Consider the following 25,386-nt stretch of genomic DNA (forward strand, 5'->3'; position numbering starts at 1 on the left):
ACCCCTTCGGGAGTCGGGATCTTCCCGGATCGGGGTTTTCGCTCACCCAGACCAGTTATCTCCTCACGGCCTGCGTTCGTTACTCGGCACAGTCTCCCGTGGGCCACCCGTTCGCCTTAAGGAGCGCGAGGGTCTCGTCACCGAACGGGTTCACGCCGGGACCGACCGCGAGCGAGTGCGCGACGTGCACGTGCAGGCACTTGACGCGCCCGGGCATGCCGCCGGCGGTGACCTGGTGGCCGAGGGGCTCGATCGCGTCGCGCTCGGCGAGGTAGGTCTCGTGGGTGCGCTGGTAGTGCGCGGCCAGCTCGGGATCGGTGGTGAGCCGCTCGGTCATCTCCTTCATGACCCCGGACGCCTCGATCGTGCCGATCATCGAGTTCAGCTTCGGGCAGGTCAAGTAGTAGAGCGTCGGGAACGGCGTGCCGTTCTCCAGCCGCGGGCTGGTCTGCACCACGGAGGGATGCCCGCTGGGGCACCGGGCGGCAACGGCCCGCAGGGCTCGCGGCGGCCGCCCGAGCTGCGCCGCGATGACCTCGCGGTCGGCGTCGGTGACGGGCTCGAACCGGTGCTGCTGCGTGCTGTTCACGCACCCAAGGTTAATGCGTGGGGCTCACCACCCGGCCGCGACCCATACGCCCCAATGTGGCGTTGGGTGCGTTCAACGCACCCAACGCCACATTGGGTGCGTCAGATGCACCCAACGCCACATTGGGGCGCTGGGAAGCCGGGGGGACGTCAGCCGCCGGAGACCTGGTTCCAGAGGTTGTCGTACCAGGAACCGTCCGGGACTTGCTGCTGTCCCGGCTGCGGGACCGCGTCCGGGGCCTTGTCCTCCGGCAGCTGGACGATGTACGGCGTCTCGCCCGGCTTGACGTACCGCAGCCGGCGCCTCGCCTCCGCCTCGATCTGCGCCGGGTCGCTCAGCTCCGCCTTGCGGCCCTGGAGCTGAGCGACCGTCTGCTGCAGCAACGCCTGCTGTGCCTGCTGCTGGCGGATCTCGGTCCGCTGGGAGAGGTACGTGCGCAGGGGCACGGCGATGGTGAACGCCAAGGCGCACACCACGATCGCCACCACCGCCGCGCGGCGGGTGGTGGACATGCCGAGCACCTTCGCCGCACCCGACGCGCGCTTCTGCGCGAGGCCCCGGCGCAGCCGGTCCCTCGTCGTCTCCGCGTCGCCGGTGCGGCGGGCCCGCGCCGCCTCGGGGCGGCGGGCCCGTGACGACCCGCCTACCCGCGTGGCACCGCCGCCGGCGGCGCGGCTACTGCCGCCCCGGCTGCGTGGTGCCCTCCCCCGGTCCGCCATAGCAGGCTCAGCCCTCGGCGCTGAACCGCGGGAAGGCCAGCTCGCCGGCGTACCGGGCGGCGTCACCGAGGGTCTCCTCGATGCGCAGCAGCTGGTTGTACTTGGCGATCCGCTCGCCGCGGGCCGGGGCGCCGGTCTTGATCTGGCCGACGCTCGTGGCGACCGCGAGGTCCGCGATGAACGTGTCCTCGGTCTCGCCGGAGCGGTGGCTCATCATCGACTTGTAGCCGAACGACGTGGCCAGCGAGATCGCGTCGAGCGTCTCGGACAGGGTGCCGATCTGGTTGACCTTCACCAGCAGCGCGTTGGCGGCGCGGCGGGTGATGCCCTCCTCGAGCCGGTCCGGGTTGGTGACGAACAGGTCGTCGCCGACGATCTGGACCTTCTCGCCGACCTCGGCGGTCAGGGTGACCCAGCCGTCCCAGTCGTCCTCGCTCAGCGGGTCCTCGATGGAGACCATCGGGTAGTCGCGGATCAGCTCGGCGTAGTACGCCGACATCTGCTCCGCGCTCTTCTTGCTGCCTTCGAAGGTGTACGCGCCGTCGGCGAAGAACTCCGTCGCGGCGACGTCGAGCGCGAGCGCGACGTCGCGGCCCGGCGTGTACCCGGCCTTCTCGATGGCCTGCAGGATCAGGTCGAGCGCCTCGCGGTTGTTCGCCAGGTTCGGCGCGAAGCCGCCCTCGTCGCCCAGACCGGTCGAAAGGCCGCGGCCCTTCAGCACCGACTTCAGCGAGTGGTAGACCTCGGCGCCCCAGCGCAGGGCCTCGCGGAAGGTCTCCGCGCCGATCGGCGCGATCATGAACTCCTGGACGTCGACGTTGCTGTCCGCGTGCGAACCGCCGTTGAGGATGTTCAGCATCGGGACCGGCAGCACGTGCGCGTTCGGCCCGCCCAGGTAGCGGAACAGCTCCAGCTCGGCCGACTCGGCGGCGGCCTTCGCGACGGCCAGCGAGACGCCGAGGATGGCGTTCGCGCCGAGGCGGGACTTCGCCGGCGTGCCGTCGAGGTCGACCAGCTTCTGGTCGACGATCCGCTGGTCGACGGCTTCGATGCCGACCATCTCCGGGCCGATCTCGTCGAGCACCGCGGCGACCGCGCGCTCGACTCCCTTGCCGTTGTAGCGACCGGTGTCGCCGTCACGGAGCTCGACCGCCTCGTGTTCGCCGGTGGACGCTCCCGACGGGACAGCGGCCCGGGCCAGGGTGCCGTCGTCGAGGGCGACCTCCACCTCGACGGTCGGGTTGCCGCGCGAGTCCAGAATCTCGCGCGCGCCTACCTGCTCGATGAGAGCCACGCCATGCTCCTCGGTGCGTCGTGCCTGCGGTTTCGCGCCCAGCCTAGCCGTCACCGCAGTTCACCCGTTGGAGGCACGGCCGGTAGCGGCCGGTCCGCGAGCGTCTTCAGCCGTCCGCGCGGACGGCCCGCCAGCCCGGCGGCAGCTCCACGACGTCGGACGTCTGCTGCCAGAACGTCCAGCTGTTGCCGCCGAGATCGGCGACGGTGAACACCCGCGCGCCGTAGGGCTGGTCCTGCGGCGGGTCGAGCTCGCCCTCGTCGCCGAGCGCCGCCGCGATCCGCTCGTAGCAGGCGTCGACGTCGTCGACGTACAGGATGTTGAGCTGGCCGACCGGGCCGTCGACGCCCTTGGCCTGCCAGTAGTCCGGGCCGACGCCCGCGAGCTGGATCCGCGCGTCGCCCGCGCGGAGCGTCGCCTGGAAGACCTCGCCCGCGGCGTCGCAGAAGCGGACCTCCTCGGTGAACCCGAAGACCCTGGTCAGCCAGGCCAGCGCCGCGGTGGCGTCGGCGTAGTAGAGGTAGGGCGCCAAGCCCCGGTACCCGCTGCTCATGGCGGCACAGTCCATCACGTCCCGTTCACGGACGTGTGTTAGCCCCTCTCCCGAGGTAAAGTGGGAGTGACCATGACGGACGCCGCAGCTGCTTCGCAGCCTCCCGAGGAGTCGCGGTTCCATGCCTTCCGCCAGGCCGAAGACCTCGTCGGCCGCCGTCGCCCGCTCGACGCGCTGAAGGCGTTGCAACCGCTCCTGGAATCCGAGACGGACAAACCGTCGGTGCACCTGCTCGCCGGGCGCGCCTACTTCCACTCCGCCCAGTTGCGGCGCGCCGAGCAGGCGTTCACGCGGGTGCTGGAGCTGGATCCGACGGACCACTACGCCCGCTTCATCCTGGGCCGCACCCTCCAGCGCCTCGGCCGGTTCGTCGAGGCACTGGCGCAGATGCGGATGGCCTCGGCGATGAACCCGGTGCCGGAGTACCTGGAAGCGATCAGCGAGGTCAAGGCGCACATCGCGCTGCGCGACTGAGCACCTCCCCCGAAGGACCGGGCACCAGGGCCGGAGGACCGTACTTTCGGCCGATCTCTCCGGGCCCCTCGGCCGATCCGCGAACCCCCCTCCGCGGGCGAAGCTGGTTCCAGACCGCAAGGAACCAGGAGGGAACGAAAATGGGGATCTTCGCCACGTTGGGTGCCTACGCCGGAGTGCTGCTGCTGGTGCTGATGGCCGTCACGCCGTTGTTCGCCGACCGCGAGCTGTGAGCCGTTACGGCGCGACGCTCGCCTCCGCGTAGGCGTCCGCCGCGCTGAAGACGTCCTGGCCGTACGTCACGGCCGAGTTGTAGAACAGCACCGCCCGCCACCAGCCGGCCGGGGTGCCCAGGTCGTCGCCGCCCGAGCACAGGTAGCGCGCCGCCGTGAAGGCCGCGTCGTCGACGTTCTGGGGGTCCGGCGTACCGCCGTCGCCGTTGGCGCGCTCCTGGTACTTCTTCCACGTCGCCGGCGGGAACTGCAGCGGGCCGATCAGGTGGTCCCACGACTTGTCGCCGTCGAGCTTGCCGCCGTCGGTGTCGTGCACCGCCGGGACGCCGGGAGAGCCGTCCAGCGGCGGGCCGACCACCGGCATGACGACGCGGCCGTCCGGCCGGATCGCCGAGAGGTCGAACTTCCCGCGCTCGGCCTCGACCCGGCCGATGCCCGCGAGCGTCGCCCACGACAGGTGGCACGTCGGCTTCTGGCGCTGCATCCACATCTCCGCCCGGCCGTACGCCGAAACCACGCGCGCCGGGATGTGCGTCTTGTCCGCGACGCGCGCCGACCACGCGTCGAGCTCGGCCTGGTCGGACACCTGCGGCCGGTCGACCGGCGCGGCGAGCCCGGCCCGCGGCGACTCCGCGCCGGGCTGCGGGCGCTGCACCGGGATCGCGAGCGCCGGCTGGGCCGGGGGCGGGGCCGCCGGCGCGTCCGGGTTCCGGACACCGATGGTGAGCACGAGGACCACTCCGGTGAGCACCAGACCCACCGCGAGCGCCGCCCGGCCGAGATAGCGCCGCGGTGGACCACCCGAGGGCGGCGAGTCCGGAGGCGTGACGGTCGGCTGAGCGGTTTCGGCCACCCGATCAGGTTACGGAGCCACTCAAGAGGGACCACGGACGCCTGACCAGGCAAACGCAGGGTAAAAACAGGTCTGCTGCCAGCGACGTCACAGATTTTGTTATCGAGTCGACGCGCAGTGCGCTGACCTGCGGTTACCCTAACCTAACTTCCACCCTCGGTCCCTTTTGCCCGGTTCTTCGGGCTTCCCCGGACGTGCGCTCGCTGGACTTACAGGTGAGCCTTACCTAAAAACTTCACGGGACCAGAAGAACAGGGAGGTGGACCGGTGTTGTTCTCGAGCGCGCTGATCGGGCTACGCGAAGGCCTGGAGGCTGCGCTCGTCGTCAGCATCCTCGTGGCCTTCCTGGTCAAGACCGAGCGACGCCACGCGCTGCGCTGGGTGTGGCCCGGGGTCGGCGCGGCGGTGCTGCTGTCGATCGCCGTCGGCGCGGTCCTGACCTACACGACCGCCCAGCTCTCGTTCGAGCACCAGGAGCTGCTCGGCGGGAGCCTGTCGATCGTCGCCGTCGTGTTCGTCACGGCGATGATCTTCTGGATGCGCAAGGCGTCCAAGAGCATCGCCGCCGAGCTGCGCGGGAAGATGGACGACGCGCTGGACGTCGGCCCGATGGCCGTGCTGCTGCTGTCCTTCCTCGCGGTCGGCCGCGAGGGCCTCGAAACCGCCGTGTTCTTCTACTCCGCCGTCCAGACCGCGCAGTCGGACACCGCGCAGCCGCTGATCGGGTTCGCCATCGGCATCGCGGCCGCGGTCGTCCTGGCGTTCCTGCTCTACAAGGGCGCCGTCCGCTTCGACCTGGGCAAGTTCTTCACGATCACCGGCGTGCTGCTGGTGTTCGTCGCCGCCGGCGTGCTCGGCTACGGCCTGCACGACCTCCAGGAGGCCGCGTTCCTGCCGGGCATCGGCACCCTCGCCTTCGACGCGTCCAACGTGCTGCCGGAGACGTCCTGGTACGGCGCTCTGCTCAAGGGCATCCTCAACTATTCGCAGCAGACGACCGTGCTGCAGGCCATCGCGTGGGTCGCCTACGTCGTCATCGTGCTGCCCCTCTTCCTCAAGCCCAGCAAGAAGACCGCGCCGGCGCCCGCCGCCGCGGCCGCCCCGAAGGAGTGACCGTGCGCAAGACCCACAGAACCCCGCTGGCCCTGGTGGCCGGCGCCGCCGCGCTGGTGACGCTCGCCGCGTGCGACGGCCAGGGCGGCAGCGGCGACGCGGCCCAGACCGGCGCGGCCGGCGGCCCGATCAAGGTCGAGGCCTCGGACACCACGTGCACCGTCTCCGTCAACACCGCGGCCGCGGGCAACGTCACCTTCGAGATCACCAACAAGGGCGCCAAGGTCACCGAGTTCTACCTCTACGCCGAGGGCGACCGGATCATCGGCGAGGTCGAGAACATCGCTCCCGGCCTCAACCGGCGGCTGATCGTCGAGGCGTCCGACGCGGGCAAGTACCAGACCGCGTGCAAGCCGGGCATGGCCGGCAACGGCATCCGCGGCGACTTCACCATCACCGGCGGCGCGCCGAAGCAGGCCGACGCCAACGCGCAGAAGGCCGCGGCCACCAAGAGCTACGCCGACTACGTCGCGAACAACACCGCCGCGCTGGAGGAGCAGACGGGCAAGTTCGTCGACCTCGTCAAGGCCGGCAAGGTCGACGAGGCGAAGGCCGCGTACGCGACCACCCGCGTCTACTACGAGCGCATCGAGCCGGTGGCCGAGAAGTTCGGCGACCTGGACCCGGCCATCGACGTGCGCGAGGCCGACCTCGAGCCGGGCCAGCAGTTCACCGGCTTCCACCGGCTGGAGAAGGACCTCTACGTGACCGGCCTCAAGCCGGACAGCCCGCAGATCGCGGACAAGCTGCTCACCGACGTCAAGGACCTGGTCTCGAAGACGAAGACCCTCGAGCTGACCGCGCTCGACCTGGCGAACGGCGCGAAGGGCCTGCTCGACGAGGTCGCCACCGGCAAGATCACCGGCGAGGAGGAGACCTTCTCGCACACGGACCTGTGGGACTTCCAGGCCAACGTGGACGGCTCGAAGGGCGCGATCGCCTCGCTGCGGCCGCTGCTGCAGGAGCGCGACCCCGCCCTCGTGTCCACTTTGGACAAGGAGTTCGCGAACGTGCAGGGCCTGCTCGACAAGACCCGCGTCGGTGACGGCTACAAGCTGTACGACCAGCTGTCGCAGGACGAGATCAAGGCGTTCGCCAGTGCCGTCGACGCGCTGAGCGAGCCGCTGAGCAAGGTTGCGGAGGTTGTTTCCAAGTGACCGAGAACGGCACCCGCGTCTCCCGTCGGAAGCTCTTCGGCCTGGCGGGAGCGGGTGTCGCGCTCGCCGGGGCCGGGGCCGCGGCGGGCATCGGGATCGACAAAGCGACCAGCGGCAACGCCGAAGCGGCGGTGACCACCGTCGACTTCCACGGCGAGCACCAGGCCGGGATCGTCACGCCGGCCCAGGCGAACCTGCACTTCGCCGCCCTGGACGTCACCACCAAGGACCGCGAGAAGCTGCGGCAGCTGCTCAAGACGTGGACCGACGCGGCCCGCCGGATGACGGCGGGCCAGGAGGTCGTCGCGAACGGCGCGGTCGGCGGCGGCGAGTTCGCCCCGCCGGGCGACACCGGCGAGGCGCTCGACCTGCCGGCGTCGCACCTGACGCTGACCATCGGCTTCGGGCCGTCGCTGTTCGACGGCCGCTTCGGCCTCGCGGCGAAGCGGCCGTCGCAGCTGATCGACCTGCCGCTGTTCCCGAAGGACAAGCTCGACCCCGCCCGCAGCGGCGGCGACCTATGCATCCAGGCGTGCGCGGACGACCCGCAGGTCGCCGTGCACGCCGTGCGCAACCTGGTGCGGCTCGGCTTCGGCGTCACCGAGGTCCGCTGGTCGCAGCTCGGCTTCGGCCGCAGCTCGTCGACGTCGCGGGCGCAGCAGACCCCGCGGAACCTGTTCGGGTTCAAGGACGGCACGAACAACATCAAGTCCGAGGACACCGACTTCCTGCGCGACCAGGTGTGGGCCACGCCGGCCGACGGGCAGGCCTGGATGGCGGGCGGCAGCTACCTGGTGGCGCGCCGGATCCGGATGCACATCGAGACGTGGGACCGCGAGACCCTCGACGGCCAGCAGCAGATCATCGGCCGCACCAAGGGCGTCGGCGCGGCCCTCGGCCAGCAAAACGAGTTCGACGAGATCGACCTGGACGTCGGCGGCGCGGGCGGCGAGAAGCTGATCGCCGAGGACGCCCACGTCCGGCTCGCGTCGCACCAGGCGCTGAACGGGACCCGGATCCTGCGCCGCGGCTACAACTTCGTCGACGGCTCGGACGGCGTCGGGCACCTGGAGGCCGGGTTGTTCTTCCTGGCGTTCAACCGGGACACGCGCAAGCAGTACGTCCCGATGCAGCAGGCGCTCTCGTCGAAGGACGCGATGATGGAGTACGTCCAGCACACGGGTTCGGCGCACTTCGCCGTCCCGCCGGGCGTTTCGCCGACCGGCTCCTGGGGCGACGCCCTGTTTGCCTAAAGGCTTTAGGTTGATCTACACTCGCTTTAGGCAAAAGGGAGTGTAGTCATGGTTCGTGCTGGGTTGACCACGGAACGCGTCGTGCGCGCCGGGGCGGAACTGGCCGATGAGGCCGGCTTCGAGCAGGTGACGCCGTCGGAGCTGGCGCGGCGGTTCGACGTCAAGGTCGCGAGCCTGTATTCGCACGTCAAGAACGCCCACGACCTGCGGACGAAGATCGCCCTGCTCGCACTGGAGGAGCTCGCCGACCGGGCGGCCGCCGCGCTGGCGGGGCGAGCGGGGCGCGACGCGCTCGTGGCCTTCGCCGACGTCTACCGCGACTACGCCCGGGAGCACCCCGGGCGGTACGCCGCGGCGCGGTTCCGGCTCGACCCGGAGACCGCCGCCGCGAGCGCCGGGGTCCGGCACTCGCAGATGATGCGCGCGATCCTGCGGGGTTACGACCTCACCGGGCCGGACGAGACGCACGCCGTGCGGTTGCTGGGCAGCGTCTTCCACGGCTACGTCGACCTGGAGTCCCAGGGCGGCTTCGACCACAGCTCCCCCGCCTCGCAGGAATCCTGGACCCGGCTCCTCGCCGTACTCGACACCCTTCTCCGCGATTGGCCGCAGACATGATCACCACCGCCCTCACCGCATCGCTGGTTCTCGGCGCGCTCGAACTGGAACCCACCGAGCTCGGCCTGGTGCCGCACCGGCTGCCCGCCCACGCGCGGGCCCAGAACACCGACCCGCGGCTGGCCATGGCCGAGGCGCAGCCCGCGGGCGTGCGGCTGCGGTTCCGGACCCGCGCCGACGTCGTCGAGCTGGAAACCCGGCCCACGAAGCTGGTGTACGCGGGTGCCCCGCCGCGCCCGGACGGCGTCTACGACCTGCTCGTCGACGGCCGCCTCGCGCAGTCGGGCGTGGTCGAGGGCGGCAGCACGCTGACCGTCGATCCGCGCACCGGCGCCGGGTCGCGGGCGGACGGCCCGACCGGCCGCGTCCGGTTCGCCGGGCTGGGCGACGGCGCCAAGGACGTCGAGATCTGGTTGCCGCACAACGAGATCACCGAGCTGGTGGCGTTGCGCACCGACGCGCCGGTCGAGACCGTGCCGGCCCGCGGCCGGGTCTGGCTGCACCACGGCAGCTCGATCAGCCACGGCTCGAACGCGGCGACGCCGTCCGGGACGTGGCCCGCGCTCGCCGCCACCGCCGCCGGAGTAGACCTGGTGAACCTCGGGTTCAGCGGCAACGCGCTGCTCGACCCGTTCACCGCCCGCGCGCTGCGCGACACCCCGGCCGACCTGATCAGCGTCAAGCTCGGCATCAACGTCGTCAACGCCGACCTGATGCGGCTGCGCGCGTTCGGCCCGGCCGTGCACGGGTTCCTCGACACCATCCGCGACGGGCACCCGGACACGCCGCTGCTGGTCGTCTCGCCGATCCTCTGCCCGATCCACGAACGGACGCCGGGGCCGGGCGACTTCGACCACGAGGCGCTGGCCGCGGGCGAGGTGCGGTTCCGGGCCACCGGCGACCCCGCCGAGACGGCGGCGGGCAAGCTGACGCTGGAGGTCATCCGCGCCGAGCTGGAGCGGATCGTGGCGGCCCGGCAGGACGCCCGGCTGCACTACCTCGACGGCCGCGAGCTGTACGGCGAAGCCGACTTCGCGGAGTTCCCGCTGCCGGACAACCTGCACCCGGACGCGGCGGCGCACCGCCGGATCGGCGAGCGGTTCACGAAGCTCGTGTTCGCCGACGGCGTCTTCTCTTGACTTCAAGCTCGCTTGAAGTTGAATGCTGGACGCATGTTCACCGAAGCAGAGCTCGCGTACCTCGCTGACCAGCCCCTCGGCCGCCTGGCGACGGCCCAGCCCGACGGCAAGCTCCAGGTCAACCCGGTCGGCTTCCGCTACAACCCCGACGAGAAGACCGTCGACGTCACCGGGCACAACCTGCGCACCAGCAAGAAGTTCCGCAACATCGCGACGAACGACCAGGTCGCGTTCGTCGTCGACGACCTCCCGTCGACGAACCCGTGGCGGGTCCGCTGCCTGGAGATCCGCGGCCGCGCGGAGGCACTGGTCGGCGTCAGCCTGCCGGACAACCACTTCGACGACGCGGTGATCCGCATCCACCCGGCCCGCATCCTCGCCTTCGGCGTCGAGGACTGGGACCGGGAGCCGCTGGAGCTGGAGACGAACATCCGCAACGTCTGACGTCGGTGCCGCCGGTGCGGGCGCTGGGGGTGCCCGCACCGGCGCCGGTCACTGGTGCACGCACCCGGCCCGGGTGCAGCGGAGCTGACCGAAGTCGTGGTCGTACTGGTCGGACAGGTGGATGTAGATCACCTGGACGCCGCCGACCTTGTTGATGGTGAGGACTTCCGAGAAGGACGGGTCGACCCCGGGGAACGTCGCGTCGCACTCGACGGGGCTGGTGGAGGTGCCGTTGACACCCCAGACGCAGACCTCGCGGTAGCCGCTGACCGCGTGGATCGTGCCGGACACCGTCGCCGAACGGCCGTCGCTCCACCCGATGGTTCCCGCGGCCACACTGGCGCCGTACTCGATCCGCCACGGCGTCGTCACCGCCGCGTCGGCCACGGCCGCCGAACCGAACATCGCCGCCACGACCGCCGCTGCCGCGACCACCGACCTGATGACCCGCATGGAAAACCTCCCCACGCCCGGCACCGTGCCGGACTCCGGGAGGCTAGTGGCGGGCTCCGGGGAGACCCCAGGGTTTTGCGCATCCCGAAATGGCTCCACTGTGGACGGTCAGCCGCGCAGCACACGGTGGCCGTGCCCGGTGAGCCCGTGGCGCACCGACCGCCCGGTCCGCCGCGTGGCGACCAGACCGGCCGCGCGAAGGGCCGTCGCGCACTGGGACGCCCGCGACGGGCTGATCCGCGTCGCCTCCGCCAGCTCGGCGGTGGAGCGTTCGCCGTCGCCGAGGAGCCGGAGGATCTCGGCGCGGGTCCGGCCCAGCACGTCGCTCAACGCGTCGGCCGGGCAGCGCTTCACCGGCGGCGCCGCCGGGCAGTAGAGCACCGGTTGCGCCGCCTCGGGGACGAACCGCAGCCGGCGCGCGGTGGAGTCGACGAGCAGTCCCCGCCCACCGAGCCGGACGGCGCGGTCCGGAAGGTCGCGGATCGACAGGACCGGAGCCTGCCACCGGACCCGCGGGTGCAGCGCGTTGAGCAGGTCGCCGATCCCCGCCCGGAGCCAGCCCGCCTGATCGCCGGCGGCGGCGAACCGGGTCCGGGCCAGATCTTCGACATCGAACAACACGCGCAGCATGGCTTCCTCCGGTGTGGCCGCCGCGGTACCCGGCGGGCGCAGCATCCACGCCGAGACGCGCGTTCCGGTTGAGCCCGCACCAGATGTTCACCGCCTGGCCGGTCACGCCCCACAGACGGCACCTGCCCCGGCCGTGGCGCCCACCGCCGCCGTCACCCCGGCCGGTCCGGTGCGTGGCTACCGGCGGGCGCCGCGGTACCCGGCGGGCGCAGCATCCACGCCGAGACGCGGGCTCCGATTGAGCCCGCACCAGATGTTCACGCCTGGCCGGTCACGCCCCACAGACGGCGCCCGCCCCGGCCGTCACCCCGGCGCCCACCCCGGCCGGTCCGGTGCGTGGCTACCGGCGGCCGCCCCGGGCCGCGTAGGTCGTCGCTCCCGTTAGCGCCAGCACCGCCGCCGTCCACGTCGCCGCCGTGGTGGCCGGGGGTTGCAGCATCCACGCGGCGATGCGGGCGCCGGTCGAGTCGTCGTCCGGGACGAACGGGCCGATCGCGCACCAGGCCAGCGGGAGCGTCCAGCCGAACTGGCCGCCCGCCACCGTGGCCGCGAGGCCGGCCAAGCCCGCCAAGCCCGCCGCGTCGCGGACTATGATCGACAAGTCGACAATTGGCGTGCCCAGGTGCTGCACCCCCAGCACCAGCGCGCCCGTCGCGACGCCGATCAGGGCCAGGTGGGCGAACCGCCGGACCGGCCACGGGAGGGCCGCGGCACGGTCGAGATCCGGGTCCTGGCCGCTCAGGCCGATCGCCGCCACCGCGATCCCGGCCGCCAGCGTCAGCACCACCAGCAGGGTGTCCCACGAATCGCGGCCCAGGAACCACAGGCCGAACGTGGCCACCAGCAGCGCCGCGAACGCCGCCGGGAGCTGCCTCGACCGGGCGTAGAGGATCGCCCACCTCATCGCAGCGCCCCCGGCACGAGCGTGTCGATCGGGTCGCCGTCGCAGGTCAGCAGCACTTGGCGCAGCGCGACGATCCGGGCGAACTGGACGTCCGCCGGCAGCGCGCGGAACTTCGCCCACGCCTGCTCGATCGGAGCGGACTCCAGGCGGAACCAGCTCCCGGCGTACTCGGGCAGCTGCTTCAGCTCGCCGGTGAAGTACCCCGCCGCGATCATGCGGGCCCCCAGGTCTGACGAGTCGCCGTAGCTCGGTGGCACGCACCCGGGCAGCCCGGCGCCGGACAGCACCGCCGCGCGCAGGGTGCTCGCGTCCGCCGTCAGCAGGTCGTCGTTGACCTGGAAGTCCAGGTAGACGACGCCGGGATCGCGGGCAGGCCGATCGGTGACGGAAGACGGCGCCGTCCGCTCCTCGATCCGGGTGGGCGCGCCGGGCAGCTTCGCCAGCAGCGCCAGCGCTTCGCGACCCGGCCCGGCCAGCGCGGCCAGCCTGTCCTCGTGCGCCCGGCTGACGCAGATCGGCCCGTCGCAGAGCTTCCGCGCGGCGACGCTGTCGGCGGCCATGAGACCGTCGGCGAAGGCCGGGAAGACCGGCAGGGCGATCGCCGCCGCGGCCACCACCGGCAGCAGGCCCAGGACCCTGGCCCGCGCGGAATCCGCCGCCAGCAGCAGGAAGCCCGTCGCCGCGAGACCCGCGAACCACGCCGTCTGCCCGAGGTCCACGGAGGTCGCGGTCGTCGTCAGCATGCCCCGTGGCTCGCTGAAGACCGGCGTCAGCAGCCCGAATCGGCTGTACGCCCCGGAAAGCGCGCCCGACGCCCAGACCAGGATCGACACCGCCATGGTCAGCACGGCCAGCGCGGGCGCGGTCAGCGGGTGCGGCAGCAGCCGCCCGACCGCCAGGCCGACCCAGCTCCCGGCCACGATGGCGAGCAGGCCGACGAACAGGACCGGCAGGAAGCTCACGGACACGAACCCGCCGTGCCCCAGCACCTCGGCCAGGCCGACGCCGAACACCAGCACGAACCCGAGCGCGCTCAGCGCCCCCACCGCTCCGGCGAGCCGCAGCGCCCGGTGCCACCCCGGCCGGGACGTCGTGGACAGCAGCTCGACCATGCCGGAGCGGCTGTCGCGCATGCCCTGGATCGCCCCGGCGCCGACGGCGATCGGCCACAGGAACACCAAGAAGAACCGCAGCCACAACGCCGTGGTCGTCGTGTTCGCCGTCCACGACGCGGGCACCTTCCACCACGGCCCGGACAGCAGGAACAGGAACCCGAGCGCGACCACGGCGAGCGCCAGCCCGGCCCAGGGCGCGATGGAGCGCCGCAGTTCGATGCGGAAGACCATCACCACGCCCCCTTGCCGTGCTCGTGGTTCAGCAGCGCCGAATAACCGCGCTCGATCGGGCTGTCACCGACGTGGTCCGGGGTCCCCGCCGCGGCCAGCTCGCCCGGCGTCCCCTGGAAGACCAGCTTGCCCTCGGCGAAGAGCACGACGTCGGAACACGCCGTGCCGACGTCTTCGACCAGGTGCGTCGAGATCAGCACGCACGAGTCCTGGCCCAGTTCCTGGACGAGCTCGCGGAACCGGACGCGCTGGGCCGGGTCCAGGCCGGCCGTCGGCTCGTCGAGCAGCAGGATGTCCGGGTCGTTGACGATCGCCTGCGCGATCCCGACGCGGCGCACCATGCCGCCGGACAGCGTCTTCATCCGGTCGCCGGCTCGGTCGGCCAGCCCGACGCGCTCGATCGCGCGCTGCACCGCGCCCGGGATGTCCGCCTTCGGCATTTCCTTGAGCCACGCCAGGTATTCGACGAACTCGCGGACCGTGAACCGCTTGTAGTAGCCGAAGTCCTGGGGCAGGTAACCGATCCGGCGGCGCAGGCCGCGCTGCCCGGCGTGCCCCCCGGCCGGTGCGCCGAGCAGCGTCAGCCGGCCTTCCGCCGGCCGCAGCACCGTCGCCAGCGCCCGGATCAGCGTCGTCTTGCCCGCGCCGTTCGGCCCGAGCAGGCCGTGCACCCCCTTGCCCAGCGACAGGTCCAGCCCGTCCACCGCCATTTTCCGCCGTCCGACCCGCACCTTCAGCCCTTCCGCCCGGATTTCCCAGGCGTAGGCCGTTGGCGCGATCTCGGCGGCCCCGACAGCACGCATGTCTTCCTCCCTAGTCGCCGACGCCGAGCCGGGTGAACGCGCCCTTGTGCAGGGCGACGACCACCGTCGTCAGCGCGAAGATCCCCGCCCACACCGGCACCGCACCGGCACTGAGCGCAACTGTCTGCCGGTGCGCCACAACGCTCGGCAGCACCACCGCCGCGACCCACACCGCGCCGAGCACGCCGGCCGCGCGGGTGACGCCGATCAGGCCGCCCAGCGCGAGCGTGCCGGTGGTGAAGGCCAGGCTCGGCACCAGCCAGAGCGCCAACCCGGTGCCGGTCAGCCAGCCCGCGACGCCGAGCACCGGCAGGACGACGACGAGCACCGCCACCGTCCGCCGCGCGATCAGGTACAGCCCGGCCCGCGGGGTCGCGACGACGACCTCGTACGCCGGATCGAGGCCCCGCGCCCACGACGCGGCGACGCCGAGCACCGGCAGCAGCGGCGCGAGCAGCTGCACCGCCGTCGTGTCGAACGTCGCGGGCCAGATCCGGTCGAACGCCACCACGACCAGCGTGAGCAGCACGATCATCGCCAGCCACGGCACCATCACCGGGGTGGTCCAGGTGAACAGCCACCGCCGCCGCGGGTGCGCTGTCGGCTGCGGGTGCGCGGGCGTGCCCGACAGCTCGATGTCCACCGCGAGCCGCGACCAGACGAGGTCCACCACCGGCTGCGCGGGCCTCAGCACGGCCAGCCGCGCCCGGCACACCGCGCACGTCTCGAGGTGCGCCTCGACGCCCCAGAGCTGGTCACCGGGAAGGTCGTCGCCCGCCGTGTAGCCGGCGATGAGCTCGTCCGACGGATGCTTCATGACAGTGCCTCCCGCATCGCGATCCGCGCCCGCCGGGCCCGGGTCTTGACGGTGCCTTCCGGCAGCCCGAGCAGGACGGCGGTCTCGCGGACGGTCAGCCCGTCGAGCACCATCGCCTGCAGCACGGCCCGCAGCTCGGGCGCGAGGTCGCGCAGCGCGTCGCCGACCTCGTCCCCGACCGCGGCCGCCAGCGCTTCTTCCTCGGCCCCCGGCACCGGCGCGACGTCGAGCGCCATCACCGGCGGCGGCTGCGCGTGGTGCGCCCGCCGGCGGAACGCGTCGACCAGCCGCCGGGCGGCGATGATCCACACCCAGCCGACCGCGGAACCGCCGGCCGCGGACCCCGCGAACGAGCCCGCCGCGCGCCAGACGGCCAGGTACGTCTCCTGCATGACCTCGGCGACGACCTGCTCGTCCGCGCACCGGCGGCGCAGGCGCACGGCCAGCCAGGGCGACGTGCGGCGGTAGAGCTCCTCGAACGCCGCGCGGTCGCCCTTGGCCGTGCGCCGGACGAGGTGCTCCTCGTCGGCGTCCTCCAGTGGCTTCATCCTCACACCAGGGAAGACGTCGGAAGATCGCCCCCGGTTCTCACCCGAGTGTGACCTGCGTCACGCTCACTTTCCCTAGGAAAGATACGTCCAGGCGCCCTCGGACGCATCTTTCCCAGCGAAAGTGGCGTCCGGGGTCAGTCGCGGGTGGGCCAGAACTTGCGCCAGCCGTCCGCCTCCAGGGTGGTCGGCTCCAGGCCCGCGTCGCGCGCGGCCTGCTCGGCGGCGCGGACCTCCAGCGCGAACTCCTTCGCCAGCGCTCGCAGCTCGCCCTCGGGGTCGACGCCCGCGCGGCGGGCCGTGGCCGCGATGCGGAACAGCTGGGCCGCCGCGTTCGAGCCCTCGGGAAAGAGGTCCAGCGGGATGCCGGCGCGGCCGCTGCGCTGGCCGAGCTTGCCGGCCAGCGCGACCGCGGGCTGGCCGAGCGCGACGCCGTCCACAATGGACAGACGCTGCTTCTCGCGCTGCTTCAGCTCTTCCCACTTGGCGTTCTGGTGCTCGACCGTGCGCACCTCGTCGGCGCCGGCGAAGACGTGCGGGTGCCGGCCGACCAGCTTCTCGACCAGTGCGGCCGCGACGTCGTCGATGCCGAACGGGTCCGCCGGGTCCTCGGCGGCGACGCGGGCGTGGAAGAGCACCTGCAGCAGGACGTCGCCGAGCTCCTCGCGCAGCGCCTCGCGGTCGCCGTCTTCGATCGCGTCGAGCAGCTCGTAGGTCTCCTCGACCAGGTACTGCCGCAGCGACTCGTGCGTCTGCACGGCGTCCCACGGGCAGCCGCCCGGCGAGCGGAGCCGGTCCATCACGTCCGCGGCTTCGACCAGCGGCGGGACGGGCGTGTCGATGACCTGCGCGCCGGTCGCGATGAGCACGGCCGCGGCGGGTTCTTCGCGGGACGTCGTGAGCAGCACGATGCCCTTCAGCGACAGCGCCTCCGTGATCGCCGGGACCCCGAACACCGCGGGGTCGACGTCCGAGGCCGCGAAGACGGCGGTGGACTCACGAAGGACCTTCAGCGCCGCGGCGGGCAGTGTCGCCCCGCGGACGACTACGACGACGCCCCGGCTCACTGCTGCGCGGGAGCGGCACCGCGCAAGGGCAGCACGGTGCCCTGGGTGGCGTCCTGGTTCGTCGCGAGGTTCATGCTCACAACATCCCACACGCCGTACCGGGGGTTGACGCGCAGCCCGCTCGGGCCCACGTAGGGCTGCAGGAGCCGGGTGCCGATGGCGGTCAGCTGCTCGTCGGTCGGCTTCTGCGCCTCCTGGTCCGCCGGCACGGCCTTGTCGGTGCCGCGGGTGCGGACGACGAAGACGTACCAGTCGGGCTTGGTCGGCATCCGCGCCTGGAACACGACGACGCTGTTCGCGGCGGAGCCGAACAACGCGGTCTGCGCCAGCGCGAGGTACTGCGAAGCGCCGAAGAGCTCGGTGAGCCCGGCGTCGGAGACGTCGCCGGGGGCCGGGCCGGGGCCGCCGGACTGCTGGGCCTGCTGCGCGGCCTGCGCCGCCTGGCTCGCCTGCTGGATGGCGCCCTGGATCTTGCCCGGGTCGTCGGCGAACTGCTTCGCGAGGTCGAACGCGCGGGCGCGGGCGTCCTTGTCGTTCGCGGCGGCCGCGCTGATCCCGACGTAGTCCGCGCCGACCGACAGCTTCGGCAGGTACTTCTCGGCGAGCTGCTGCTCCAGGACGACGTCGCCGGCCGTCTCGTTCTTGTCGCGCAGCTTGGAGACGATCTCGGTGACGGCGACCTGGTCGCCCTGCCCGGTGTCGGTGACCGGGGCGGCGGACTCCTTCGCGGCGAGGCCGGCGATCTTCGCCTGGTCGGCGACGATGCCCTCCTGCTTCGCGGCGCGCAGGGTCAGCTCGTGGAGCACGGACTGCCGGATGATCTCCCGGCCGAGCAGGTCGATCTTGTGCTCACGCGCGAGCTTCTGCGCGTACGGCTGGTCCCGGACGGCCTGGTCGATCATCGACTGCACCTGGTCGAGGGAGACCGAGCGGTCGCCGACGATCACCGCACTGCCGACCTGACCGGGGCCCGCACCGCACCCGGCGAGCAGGAGAGCGCCGGCAACGACCGCCACCAGCGCGCGAGGGCGCCCCATGATCCGCATCACAGCGCATACCCTCTCACACCTTCGCGGCCGAAACGCAACACCCGTTCGGTTTCGCCGGGCGTACCGTCGTCGGCATGGACCACTGGCTGACCATCGAGGTCTTCGATGGCGAGTCCACGGCTTCGTTGTGGCGGCTCGCCCGGGGTGACGCACTGACCGAAGCAGCACTGACGAACGGCGCCGAGCAGTGGGTGTGGCACGAACACCGCTGGGGCGTCGTGCTGGAGATCGAATTCCGTTCCGAGGAGAGCCGCGACGCGTTCCGGGCGTTGCCGGTCGTGACGGCGGCGCTCGACGCCGTGCCCGATCCGGCGCGCGGGTTGCTGGTGTACCCGGGCCGCGGTGGCGGCGCGGGGACGCGCAACCCGCGCCGGCCACGGCCGAAGCCCATGTCGGACGCCGGCGCGGTGCCGGTGCCGGTCGAGCAGGTGCGGATGGGGCTGGCGAACCCGATGCCGCCGATGTTCAGCGAAGTCGGTTGAGCGACGGACGTCCGGTACGCAACCGGACGTCCGTTTCCCTTACACCGCCGCGGGTTTCTTCGTCAGCTGCGTCAGCAGCTTGGCGCACCAGCCGAGCAGCTCCTCGTCGCGCAGCGTCGGGGCGCCGATGCGGCCGCCCGCCGCGCCTTCCGTGGGCTTCGGCACCGACACGGTGTTCGTCACGGCCTTGAACATCGCCTTCGGGTACAGCCGCTTCAACCGGACCATCTGCGAGTCCTGCAGCGGCAGCGGCGCGAAGCGGATCGTGTTGCCCTGCACGGCCACCTCCGTCACGCCCGCCTCGCGGCAGGTGTGCCGGAACCGCGCCACCGCGAGCAGGCGGTTGACCGGCGCCGGCGGCTGGCCGTAGCGGTCGATCAGCTCTTCGCGCACCGCGTCCAGGCCCTCGGTGTCCGGCGCCGCCGCGATCTTGCGGTACGCCTCTAGCCGCAGCCGCTCGCCCGGGATGTAGTCGTGCGGCAGGTGGGCGTCGATCGGGAGGTCGACGCGGACGTCGGCCAGCTCCTCGTCTTCCGTCGGCTCCGCGCCCGCGTGCCGGCGGAAGGCGTCGACCGCTTCGCCGACCAGCCGCACGTACAGGTCGAACCCGACACCGGCGATGTGCCCGGACTGCTCCGCGCCCAGGATGTTGCCCGCGCCGCGGATCTCCAGGTCCTTCATCGCGACCGCCATGCCCGCGCCCAGCTCGGTGTTCTGGGCGATCGTCGCGAGCCGGTCGTGCGCCGTCTCCGTCAGCGGCGCCTCCGGCGGGTACAGGAAGTACGCGTACCCGCGCTCGCGACCACGCCCGACGCGGCCGCGCAGCTGGTGCAGCTGCGCCAGCCCGAGCAGGTCGCCGCGCTCGACCAGCAGCGTGTTCGCGTTCGAGATGTCCAGCCCGGTCTCGACGATCGTGGTGCACACCAGGACGTCGTACTCGTTCTCCCAGAAGCCCTGGATGATCTTTTCGAGCTTGTCCTCGTTCATCTGGCCGTGCGCGGTGACGACGCGCGCCTCCGGCACCAGCTCCCGGATGTGCCGCGCGGCCTTCTCGATCGACGAGACGCGGTTGTGGACGTAGAAGACCTGGCCGTCGCGCAGCAGCTCGCGGCGGATCGCGGCGCCGACCTGCTTGTCGTCGTACGAGCCGACGTAGGTCAGGATCGGGTGCCGGTCCTCCGGTGGCGTCAGGATCGTCGACATCTCGCGGATGCCGGCCAGCGACATCTCGAGCGTGCGCGGGATCGGCGTCGCCGACATCGTCAGGACGTCGACGTGCGTGCGCAGCGCCTTGATGTGCTCCTTGTGCTCGACGCCGAAGCGCTGCTCCTCGTCGACGATCACCAGACCGAGGTCCTTGTAGCGGATCCCGGTCTGCAGCAGGCGGTGCGTGCCGATGACGATGTCGACCTCGCCGCCGGCGAGCTGCTCCAGGATGATGTCCGACTCGGTCTTGTTCGTGAACCGGGACAGGCCCTTGATCGTCACCGGGAACGAGCGCATCCGCTCGTGGAAGGTGTTGAGGTGCTGCTGGGCGAGCAGCGTCGTCGGGACGAGGACGGCGACCTGCTTGCCGTCCTGCACCGCTTTGAACGCGGCCCGCACGGCGATCTCCGTCTTGCCGTAGCCGACGTCGCCGCAGATCACGCGGTCCATCGGGACGCCGCGCTGCATGTCCGACTTGACCTCGTCGATCGCGGCCAGCTGGTCGTTGGTCTCGGTGAACGGGAAGGCGTCTTCCAGCTCGCCCTGCCACGGCGTGTCCGGGCCGAACGCGTGCCCGGGCGCGGCCTGGCGCGCGGCGTAGAGCTGGACCAGCTCGGCGGCGATCTCCTTGACCGCCTTCTTGGCCCGTGCCTTGGTGTTCTTCCAGTCGGAGCCGCCGAGCTTGTTGAGCGTGGGCAGCTCGCCGCCGACGTACTTGGACACCTCGTCGAGCTGGTCGGTCGGGACGAACAGCCGGTCGCCGGGGTGGCCGCGCTTGGACGAGCCGTACTCCAGCAGCAGGTACTCGCGGGTCGCGCCGGCGACGGTGCGCTGCACCATCTCGACGAACCGGCCGATGCCGTGCTGCTCGTGGACGACGTAGTCGCCGTTCTTGAGGGCCAGCGGGTCGACGGCGTTGCGCCGCCGCGACGGCATCTTGGTGGTGAGGTCCTTTGTGGACGTTCCGGCACCGGCGCCGCGGCCGGTGAGGTCGGCTTCCGACAGCACGACGAGGGCGCGCTCCGGCGAGACGAACCCTTCGGTGAGGGCGCCGCAGGTGACGGTGACCGTGCCGGGCGGGAGCGAGCCCGTGACGCCGTCACCCGCCAGCGACGCCGGGACGTCGGCACTCGAGAGCTGCTCGACGGCGCGGGCCGCGGTGCCCTGACCGGCGACGACGAGCACCGCCGTGCCGCCCGCCGCGGTGTGCGCGCGCAGGTCCGCCGTCGCGCGGTCGATCTCGCCGCGGTAGGCCGGCGCCGCCTCGACCGAGACGCGGTAGACGTCCGGGTCTTCGCTGGTCAGCTGGCTGAGCGTCCACCAGGTGCGCTTGGTGTCCTGCGCGTGGGACGCGATCCCCTCGAGCCCGCGGTAGGCGGACGAGCCGAGGTCGATCGGGGCCAGGCCGCCCGCCGCGGCCGTCGTCCAGGACGCTTCGAGGAACTCCTGGCCGGTGCGGACGAGGTCGGCGGCGCGGGCGCGGATCTTCTCCGGGTCGGTCAGCAGGACGTGGGTGCCGACCGGCATCGCGTCGGTGAGCAGCTCCAGCTCGCCTTCGCAGAGCACCGGGATGAGCGCTTCCATGCCCTCGACGGGGATGCCGTCGGCCAGCTTGGTGAGCATCTCCGACAGGTGCGCGTCGGCTTCGTAGGTCTTCGCCAGCTCCGCGGCCTTGTCCTTGACCGGCTGGGTGAGCAGCAGCTCACGGCACGGCGGCGCGGTGACGCGCGGGATCTCACCGGGCAGCGACCGCTGATCGGAGACGGCGAACGCGCGGATCTCGCTGACCTCGTCGCCCCAGAACTCGACCCGGACGGGGTGCTGCGCGGTCGGGCCGAACAGGTCGAGGATGCCGCCGCGGACAGCGAACTCGCCGCGCTTCTCGACCATGTCGACGCGGGTGTAGGCCAGCTCGACCAGCCGTTCCAGCAGGGCGTCGAAGCTCTGCTCCTCGCCGACGACCAGGTCGACCGGGGCGAGCGAGCCGAGCCCGGGGGCCATCGGCTGGATCAGGCTGCGGACGGTGGCGACGACGACGCGCAGGTCGTCGGCCCCGGTCTTCAGCCGGTGCAGCACCTCCAGCCGCCGCCCGACGGTGTCGGCGCGGGGCGAGAGCCGCTCGTGGGGCAGGGTCTCCCAGGACGGGAAGTCGGCGACCCGGCTCGTGCCCAGCAGCGCGCCCAGCGCCGCGGTCAGCTCGTCGGCCTCCCGGCCGGTGGCGGTCACGACGAGCACGGGTTTCCCGGCGCCGTCGTCCGAGGCGAGGGCGCCGGCGACGAGCTGGCGCGCGGCGATCGGCCCTTGGAGTTCGAGCAGCGGCGCACCGGCGCGCTCGACCACTCCACGCAGGGCCGGGTCGGGAAGTACGGCGGTGAGGAGTCCGGACAGTGAAGCGTTTGTCACGGTCCCCAGCCTACGTGCCACCACCGACAGGTTTCCGATCACCGCTGGCCGCGCGGGTGCCCGGAGCCGGTCGGCGCGCGGGCCGGGATCGACGGCCGCGGGGCACCGGTGCCTGGTCGTGGCGGCCCGCGAACCGCCGGACCACCTCCTCGGCCAGGTCGCCCAGCGCCCGCAGGTCGACCCAGGTGGCGTTGAGCCGCCGGCAGTGCTCGGCGCGGCCGTCCCACGGCTCCGGCGGGAGCCGCACGACCGGGCCGGACCCCGCCGCGTCGTCCAGCATGAAGTGGTGGGTCCGGCCCGGTCCGCCGACGGTGACCAGCCCGAAGTCGTGGACGAGCGAGCAGCGCAGGGCGTAGAGCGCCTCCCGTTCCGGTTCACCCACCCGGGGCGCGAACTGCCGCAGCGCCCGGACGACCGGCGGGCCGGGCGCCCGGCAGGCGCTCCCCACCTGGTCGACCAGCAGCAGGTAGCCGACGGCCCCCAGCCAGTTCCCGCTCAGCGCCGCTTTGCCCGGCTCGATCCGGCCGGTTTCGCGGTCGCGGCCGGTCGCCCGGCGCGCCTCGCGCAGCACGGCGGTCAGGCGGCAGGCCGGGACCGCCGGCAGCGGCTGCCGCGCCGACCAGTTCACCTTCGCCATGCCGATGAGTCGGTGCCGCCCCGCCCGCGTTACGCGGCCCGCAGTTCCGCCGCCACCTCCGCCAGCCGCGGCAGCTGCTCGTCGAAGACCTTCGGCTCGGTGCTCGCGACCCGCAGCAGCACGTGCTCGGCGCCGGCGTACTCGCGCAGTTGCGACGCCACCTCCGCGGCCGAGCCCGTGACCTGCATCTGGATGCGCTGGACGAAGTCCGCGGGCATGCCGTAGTTGCGCCGGCAGTACTCCTCCAGCAGCGCCGTCCCGCGATCGGCGTCGTCCTCGACCAGGACCGTCGCGAACAGCGCCGGGGTCACCGGCCGCGACGCCGTCGCGCGGATCCCGGCCAGCCCGGCGGCGTAGTCCGCGGGGTCGGGCGGGTACGGGAGCCAGCCGTCGTAGAACCGGCCGGCGCGCTCCAGCGCCCCCGGCGTGTGCGCCGCCAGCCACACCGGCGGGCCGCCCGGGCGCGCGGGCGCCGGGAACACCGGCAGGGAGCCGTAGTCCAGCACCGGCCCGTGGAACGACGTCTCGCCGCGCCACGCGGCCCGCCACAGCGCCACGATGTCGTCCAGCCGCGCGCGCCGGCGGGCCCACGGGACGCCGGTGAACGCGAACTCCGGCTCGCTCCGCCCGGCGAACCCGGCGCCGACGGCCACCGTGAGCCGGCCGCCGCTGAGCAGGTCGAGGCTCAGCAGCTGGTTCGCCGTCAGGAGCGGGTCGCGCAGCGCCGGGAGCAGCGACGCCGTCCCGAGCGTGACGCGGGACGTGCGGGCCGCGAACGCGCCCAGGATGGTCAGCGCGTCGATCGGGGCGCGGGCGAGCGTGTCGCCCACCCACACCGAGTCGAGGCCGAGGCGTTCGGCCTCGACGGCGGTCTCGACCAGTTCGGGCGCGGTCCGCCCGGCGTCGAGGATGGGCTGGTAGGTCGGGACGACCAGGCCGTATTTCGTCATGCCGCAAGCCTGTTCGCACCGGGGTATGGGCTCAATTCCTCGCGGGGAATGGCGCGGACCGCGATGATGGTCGGGTGAACTTCGGAACGGCGCTCAAGGACTGGCGGATACGGCGGCACCTCAGCCAGCTCGACCTGGCGTTGCGCGCCGGGACGACGCAACGGCACGTGAGCTTCATGGAGAGCGGGCGCTCGCTCCCCGGCCGCGGGATGGTGCTGCGCGTCGCCGAGTCGCTGGAACTGCCGCTGCGCGAACGCAACGGCCTGCTCTACGCCGCCGGCTTCGCGCCCTCGTACCCGGAAACGCGGCTCGATTCCCCGGCGATCAAGCCGGTCCTCGACGGCCTGCGGCGGCTGCTCGACGGCCATCGCCCCTACCCGGCGATCGTCGTCGACCGCTACGGCGTGCTGGTCGCGCAGAACGACGCGTTCGGCCTGCTCACCGAGGGCGTCGCGCCGGAGCTGCTGGCGGAGCCGGTGGACACGCTGCGGCTCGCGCTGCACCCCGAGGGTATGGCGCCGCGCGTGCGCAACCTCGACGACTGGGCGCGCCACATCCTCGAGCGCATCCGCAACGACCTCGCGCGCAACCCCGACGACCGGCTGGCCGCGCAGCTCGCCGAGCTCCAGTCGTACCTGCCACCGGCGTCCCCGCCGGCCCCGGACCACCTGGGGTTCGCGGTCCCGGTCCGGCTGTCCACTTCGGTCGGTGAGCTGCGGCTGATCACCGCGATCACGACGTTCGCGACCGCGGCCGACGTCACGGTGTCGGAGCTGAAGCTGGAGACCTTCCTGCCGGCGGACGCCGAAACCGCGGAAGCCCTGCTTCAGACGGCCGACGCCGTCAGCTGACCGACCAGCAGTTCCGCGCCCGCCCACAGCACCGCCGACAACGTCGGGAGCACGATTCCCGGCAGCAGCGCGGTTTCCGCCGTGATCAGCAGGCCGCAAACCGGGTAGACGACCACCGCGGGCGCGTCAAGCAGTGGCCGCAGCAGGCTGTCCACGCCAGGTCCTCCCCACGCTCACCGGCAGCGCCGCGCGGTAGACGAACGCCGGCGGCAGGTTCCCCCACACGACCGGAGTGCGCTCTACGACAGCGAAGCGGCTTCGCAGGGACGCGGCGAAGCGGCGCGCGGGTGGCGTCCAGGCCGCGTGGGCGTACGCGAACGTCGTGAACCGGCCGTTCGCGGCGAGCGACGCCATGACCGCGTCGAGGATGCGGTGCTGCCGCTCGGCGGTCATGGCCGTCCACGGCAGACCGGACACGACGACGTCGAACTGTGCGGCGGCAAGGTGTTCCGCCGAGCCGGTCACGACGTCGACCTGCGGGAACCGATCCCGCAGCGCGTCCGCGAAACGCGGGTTGATCTCTACGGCCGTGAAGCACGCTTCGGGGCGAAGCAGCGCGAGGACGGCTTCGGTGAAGACGCCGGTGCCCGGCCCCAGTTCGGCGACGCGGGCCGCGCGTTCCAGGCCGAGGCCCGCCGTCATCGTCTCGGCGAGCCGCGGCGAACTGGCCGCGATCGCGCCCGTCAGCATCGGGTGGCGGAGGAATTCGCTGGTGATCGACATGATCCCGACGTTAGGAACGGCGGACGTGGCCGCGAATCCGCCGGATCGGCCGCGCGTGTCCTCCCGGAGGAGGACGAG

General features: G+C 72.4%; 27 protein-coding genes and 1 pseudogene. 9 read left to right on the forward strand and 19 right to left on the reverse strand.

The window, feature by feature from the left end; genetic code table 11:
* Positions 1-79: 79 nt before the first annotated feature.
* The 4 genes from MUY22_RS05840 to MUY22_RS05855 form a co-directional block, all read right to left on the reverse strand.
* Positions 80-589: a DUF501 domain-containing protein gene (locus tag MUY22_RS05840; protein WP_247057858.1), complete on the reverse strand. Its 510-nt coding sequence runs from the start codon at positions 587-589 to the stop codon at positions 80-82.
* 149 nt (positions 590-738) lie between these two features.
* A complete protein-coding gene (locus MUY22_RS05845; protein WP_247057860.1) occupies positions 739-1,101 on the reverse strand; it encodes a septum formation initiator family protein in 363 nt (120 codons plus the stop codon).
* A 214-nt stretch (positions 1,102-1,315) separates the two neighbouring features.
* Positions 1,316-2,602: a phosphopyruvate hydratase gene (gene eno, locus MUY22_RS05850; RefSeq protein ID WP_247057862.1), complete on the reverse strand. Its 1,287-nt coding sequence runs from the start codon at positions 2,600-2,602 to the stop codon at positions 1,316-1,318.
* Between the two features lie 106 nt (positions 2,603-2,708).
* Positions 2,709-3,155 (reverse strand): glyoxalase/bleomycin resistance/extradiol dioxygenase family protein, encoded by a 447-nt coding sequence (locus MUY22_RS05855; protein WP_247057865.1) that lies wholly within the window; start codon positions 3,153-3,155, stop codon positions 2,709-2,711.
* 72 nt (positions 3,156-3,227) lie between these two features.
* Between MUY22_RS05855 and MUY22_RS05860 the strand changes: the two genes are divergently transcribed.
* Positions 3,228-3,629: a tetratricopeptide repeat protein gene (locus MUY22_RS05860; protein ID WP_247057868.1), complete on the forward strand. Its 402-nt coding sequence runs from the start codon at positions 3,228-3,230 to the stop codon at positions 3,627-3,629.
* Positions 3,630-3,866: 237 nt separating this feature from the next.
* On the opposite strand, the gene MUY22_RS05865 is transcribed toward MUY22_RS05860, so the two are convergent.
* Positions 3,867-4,613 carry a murein transglycosylase gene (locus MUY22_RS05865; protein ID WP_247063670.1) on the reverse strand — a complete coding sequence of 249 codons (747 nt, stop codon included), beginning with the start codon at positions 4,611-4,613 and terminating at the stop codon, positions 3,867-3,869.
* Positions 4,614-4,982: 369 nt separating this feature from the next.
* Here MUY22_RS05865 and efeU point away from each other — a divergent pair, with 369 nt between their 5' ends.
* From efeU to MUY22_RS05895, 6 genes are read left to right on the forward strand one after another with little or no spacing between them, the layout of a single operon-like run.
* On the forward strand, positions 4,983-5,828 hold the full coding sequence (efeU, locus tag MUY22_RS05870) for an iron uptake transporter permease EfeU (protein WP_247057870.1): 846 nt from the start codon (positions 4,983-4,985) through the stop codon (positions 5,826-5,828).
* Positions 5,825-6,985: an iron uptake system protein EfeO gene (efeO, locus tag MUY22_RS05875; protein ID WP_247057871.1), complete on the forward strand. Its 1,161-nt coding sequence runs from the start codon at positions 5,825-5,827 to the stop codon at positions 6,983-6,985. Before efeU ends, efeO begins: the two co-directional genes overlap by 4 nt.
* Positions 6,982-8,238 carry an iron uptake transporter deferrochelatase/peroxidase subunit gene (efeB, locus tag MUY22_RS05880; RefSeq protein ID WP_247057873.1) on the forward strand — a complete coding sequence of 419 codons (1,257 nt, stop codon included), beginning with the start codon at positions 6,982-6,984 and terminating at the stop codon, positions 8,236-8,238. The genes efeO and efeB overlap by 4 nt, the downstream gene beginning before the upstream one ends.
* Before the next feature lie 48 nt (positions 8,239-8,286).
* Positions 8,287-8,856, forward strand: a complete 570-nt coding sequence (locus MUY22_RS05885) for a TetR/AcrR family transcriptional regulator (RefSeq protein ID WP_247057875.1) — start codon at positions 8,287-8,289, stop codon at positions 8,854-8,856.
* A complete protein-coding gene (locus MUY22_RS05890) occupies positions 8,853-9,995 on the forward strand; it encodes a GDSL-type esterase/lipase family protein (protein WP_247057877.1) in 1,143 nt (380 codons plus the stop codon). Before MUY22_RS05885 ends, MUY22_RS05890 begins: the two co-directional genes overlap by 4 nt.
* 33 nt (positions 9,996-10,028) lie before the next feature.
* Positions 10,029-10,439 (forward strand): PPOX class F420-dependent oxidoreductase, encoded by a 411-nt coding sequence (locus MUY22_RS05895; protein WP_247057880.1) that lies wholly within the window; start codon positions 10,029-10,031, stop codon positions 10,437-10,439.
* A 48-nt stretch (positions 10,440-10,487) separates the two neighbouring features.
* Here MUY22_RS05895 and MUY22_RS05900 read toward each other — a convergent pair whose 3' ends face one another.
* From MUY22_RS05900 to MUY22_RS05940, 9 genes are all read right to left on the reverse strand, one after another.
* On the reverse strand, positions 10,488-10,892 hold the full coding sequence (locus MUY22_RS05900) for a hypothetical protein (protein ID WP_247057883.1): 405 nt from the start codon (positions 10,890-10,892) through the stop codon (positions 10,488-10,490).
* A 108-nt stretch (positions 10,893-11,000) separates the two neighbouring features.
* The gene (locus MUY22_RS05905; RefSeq protein WP_247057885.1) at positions 11,001-11,522 is read right to left on the reverse strand and encodes a helix-turn-helix transcriptional regulator; all 522 of its coding nucleotides are present in this window, start codon (positions 11,520-11,522) and stop codon (positions 11,001-11,003) included.
* A 340-nt stretch (positions 11,523-11,862) separates the two neighbouring features.
* Positions 11,863-12,426 carry a hypothetical protein gene (locus MUY22_RS05910; protein ID WP_247057887.1) on the reverse strand — a complete coding sequence of 188 codons (564 nt, stop codon included), beginning with the start codon at positions 12,424-12,426 and terminating at the stop codon, positions 11,863-11,865.
* A complete protein-coding gene (locus MUY22_RS05915) occupies positions 12,423-13,772 on the reverse strand; it encodes a hypothetical protein (RefSeq protein WP_247057888.1) in 1,350 nt (449 codons plus the stop codon). Before MUY22_RS05915 ends, MUY22_RS05910 begins: the two co-directional genes overlap by 4 nt.
* Positions 13,772-14,575 (reverse strand): ABC transporter ATP-binding protein, encoded by an 804-nt coding sequence (locus MUY22_RS05920; RefSeq protein ID WP_247057890.1) that lies wholly within the window; start codon positions 14,573-14,575, stop codon positions 13,772-13,774. The genes MUY22_RS05915 and MUY22_RS05920 overlap by 1 nt, the downstream gene beginning before the upstream one ends.
* Positions 14,576-14,585: 10 nt before the next feature.
* Positions 14,586-15,392: a zf-HC2 domain-containing protein gene (locus tag MUY22_RS05925; protein WP_247057893.1), complete on the reverse strand. Its 807-nt coding sequence runs from the start codon at positions 15,390-15,392 to the stop codon at positions 14,586-14,588.
* Complete coding sequence (locus MUY22_RS05930) at positions 15,389-15,940, reverse strand: RNA polymerase sigma factor (RefSeq protein WP_247057895.1); 552 nt, start codon at positions 15,938-15,940, stop codon at positions 15,389-15,391. The genes MUY22_RS05925 and MUY22_RS05930 overlap by 4 nt, the downstream gene beginning before the upstream one ends.
* A gap of 137 nt (positions 15,941-16,077) precedes the next feature.
* On the reverse strand, positions 16,078-17,007 hold the full coding sequence (locus MUY22_RS05935; protein ID WP_247057896.1) for a MazG family protein: 930 nt from the start codon (positions 17,005-17,007) through the stop codon (positions 16,078-16,080).
* Positions 17,004-18,044: a hypothetical protein gene (locus MUY22_RS05940; protein WP_247057898.1), complete on the reverse strand. Its 1,041-nt coding sequence runs from the start codon at positions 18,042-18,044 to the stop codon at positions 17,004-17,006. Before MUY22_RS05940 ends, MUY22_RS05935 begins: the two co-directional genes overlap by 4 nt.
* Positions 18,045-18,130: 86 nt before the next feature.
* On the opposite strand from MUY22_RS05940, the gene MUY22_RS05945 reads away from it, so the two are divergent.
* Positions 18,131-18,538, forward strand: coding sequence for a hypothetical protein (locus MUY22_RS05945; protein WP_247057900.1), 408 nt, complete (start codon positions 18,131-18,133; stop codon positions 18,536-18,538).
* A gap of 39 nt (positions 18,539-18,577) precedes the next feature.
* On the opposite strand, the gene mfd is transcribed toward MUY22_RS05945, so the two are convergent.
* From mfd to MUY22_RS05960, 3 genes are read right to left on the reverse strand one after another with little or no spacing between them, the layout of a single operon-like run.
* Positions 18,578-22,132, reverse strand: a complete 3,555-nt coding sequence (mfd, locus tag MUY22_RS05950; protein WP_247063672.1) for a transcription-repair coupling factor — start codon at positions 22,130-22,132, stop codon at positions 18,578-18,580.
* A 25-nt stretch (positions 22,133-22,157) separates the two neighbouring features.
* Positions 22,158-22,784: a hypothetical protein gene (locus MUY22_RS05955; RefSeq protein WP_247057902.1), complete on the reverse strand. Its 627-nt coding sequence runs from the start codon at positions 22,782-22,784 to the stop codon at positions 22,158-22,160.
* A gap of 29 nt (positions 22,785-22,813) precedes the next feature.
* Positions 22,814-23,734, reverse strand: a complete 921-nt coding sequence (locus tag MUY22_RS05960) for an LLM class flavin-dependent oxidoreductase (protein ID WP_247057904.1) — start codon at positions 23,732-23,734, stop codon at positions 22,814-22,816.
* Positions 23,735-23,808: 74 nt separating this feature from the next.
* Here MUY22_RS05960 and MUY22_RS05965 point away from each other — a divergent pair, with 74 nt between their 5' ends.
* Positions 23,809-24,585, forward strand: a complete 777-nt coding sequence (locus MUY22_RS05965) for a helix-turn-helix transcriptional regulator (RefSeq protein WP_247057906.1) — start codon at positions 23,809-23,811, stop codon at positions 24,583-24,585.
* 17 nt (positions 24,586-24,602) lie between these two features.
* Here MUY22_RS05965 and MUY22_RS05970 read toward each other — a convergent pair.
* Both MUY22_RS05970 and MUY22_RS05975 read right to left on the reverse strand, forming a co-directional pair.
* A pseudogene (locus tag MUY22_RS05970) lies at positions 24,603-24,740 on the reverse strand (DedA family protein); the annotation flags it as partial.
* Positions 24,712-25,308, reverse strand: a complete 597-nt coding sequence (locus MUY22_RS05975) for a class I SAM-dependent methyltransferase (RefSeq protein WP_247057910.1) — start codon at positions 25,306-25,308, stop codon at positions 24,712-24,714. The gene MUY22_RS05975 and the pseudogene MUY22_RS05970, both read right to left, overlap by 29 nt.
* Positions 25,309-25,386: the final 78 nt, after the last annotated feature.

It is taken from the genome of Amycolatopsis sp. WQ 127309, from assembly GCF_023023025.1.
Lineage (GTDB): Bacteria > Actinomycetota > Actinomycetes > Mycobacteriales > Pseudonocardiaceae > Amycolatopsis.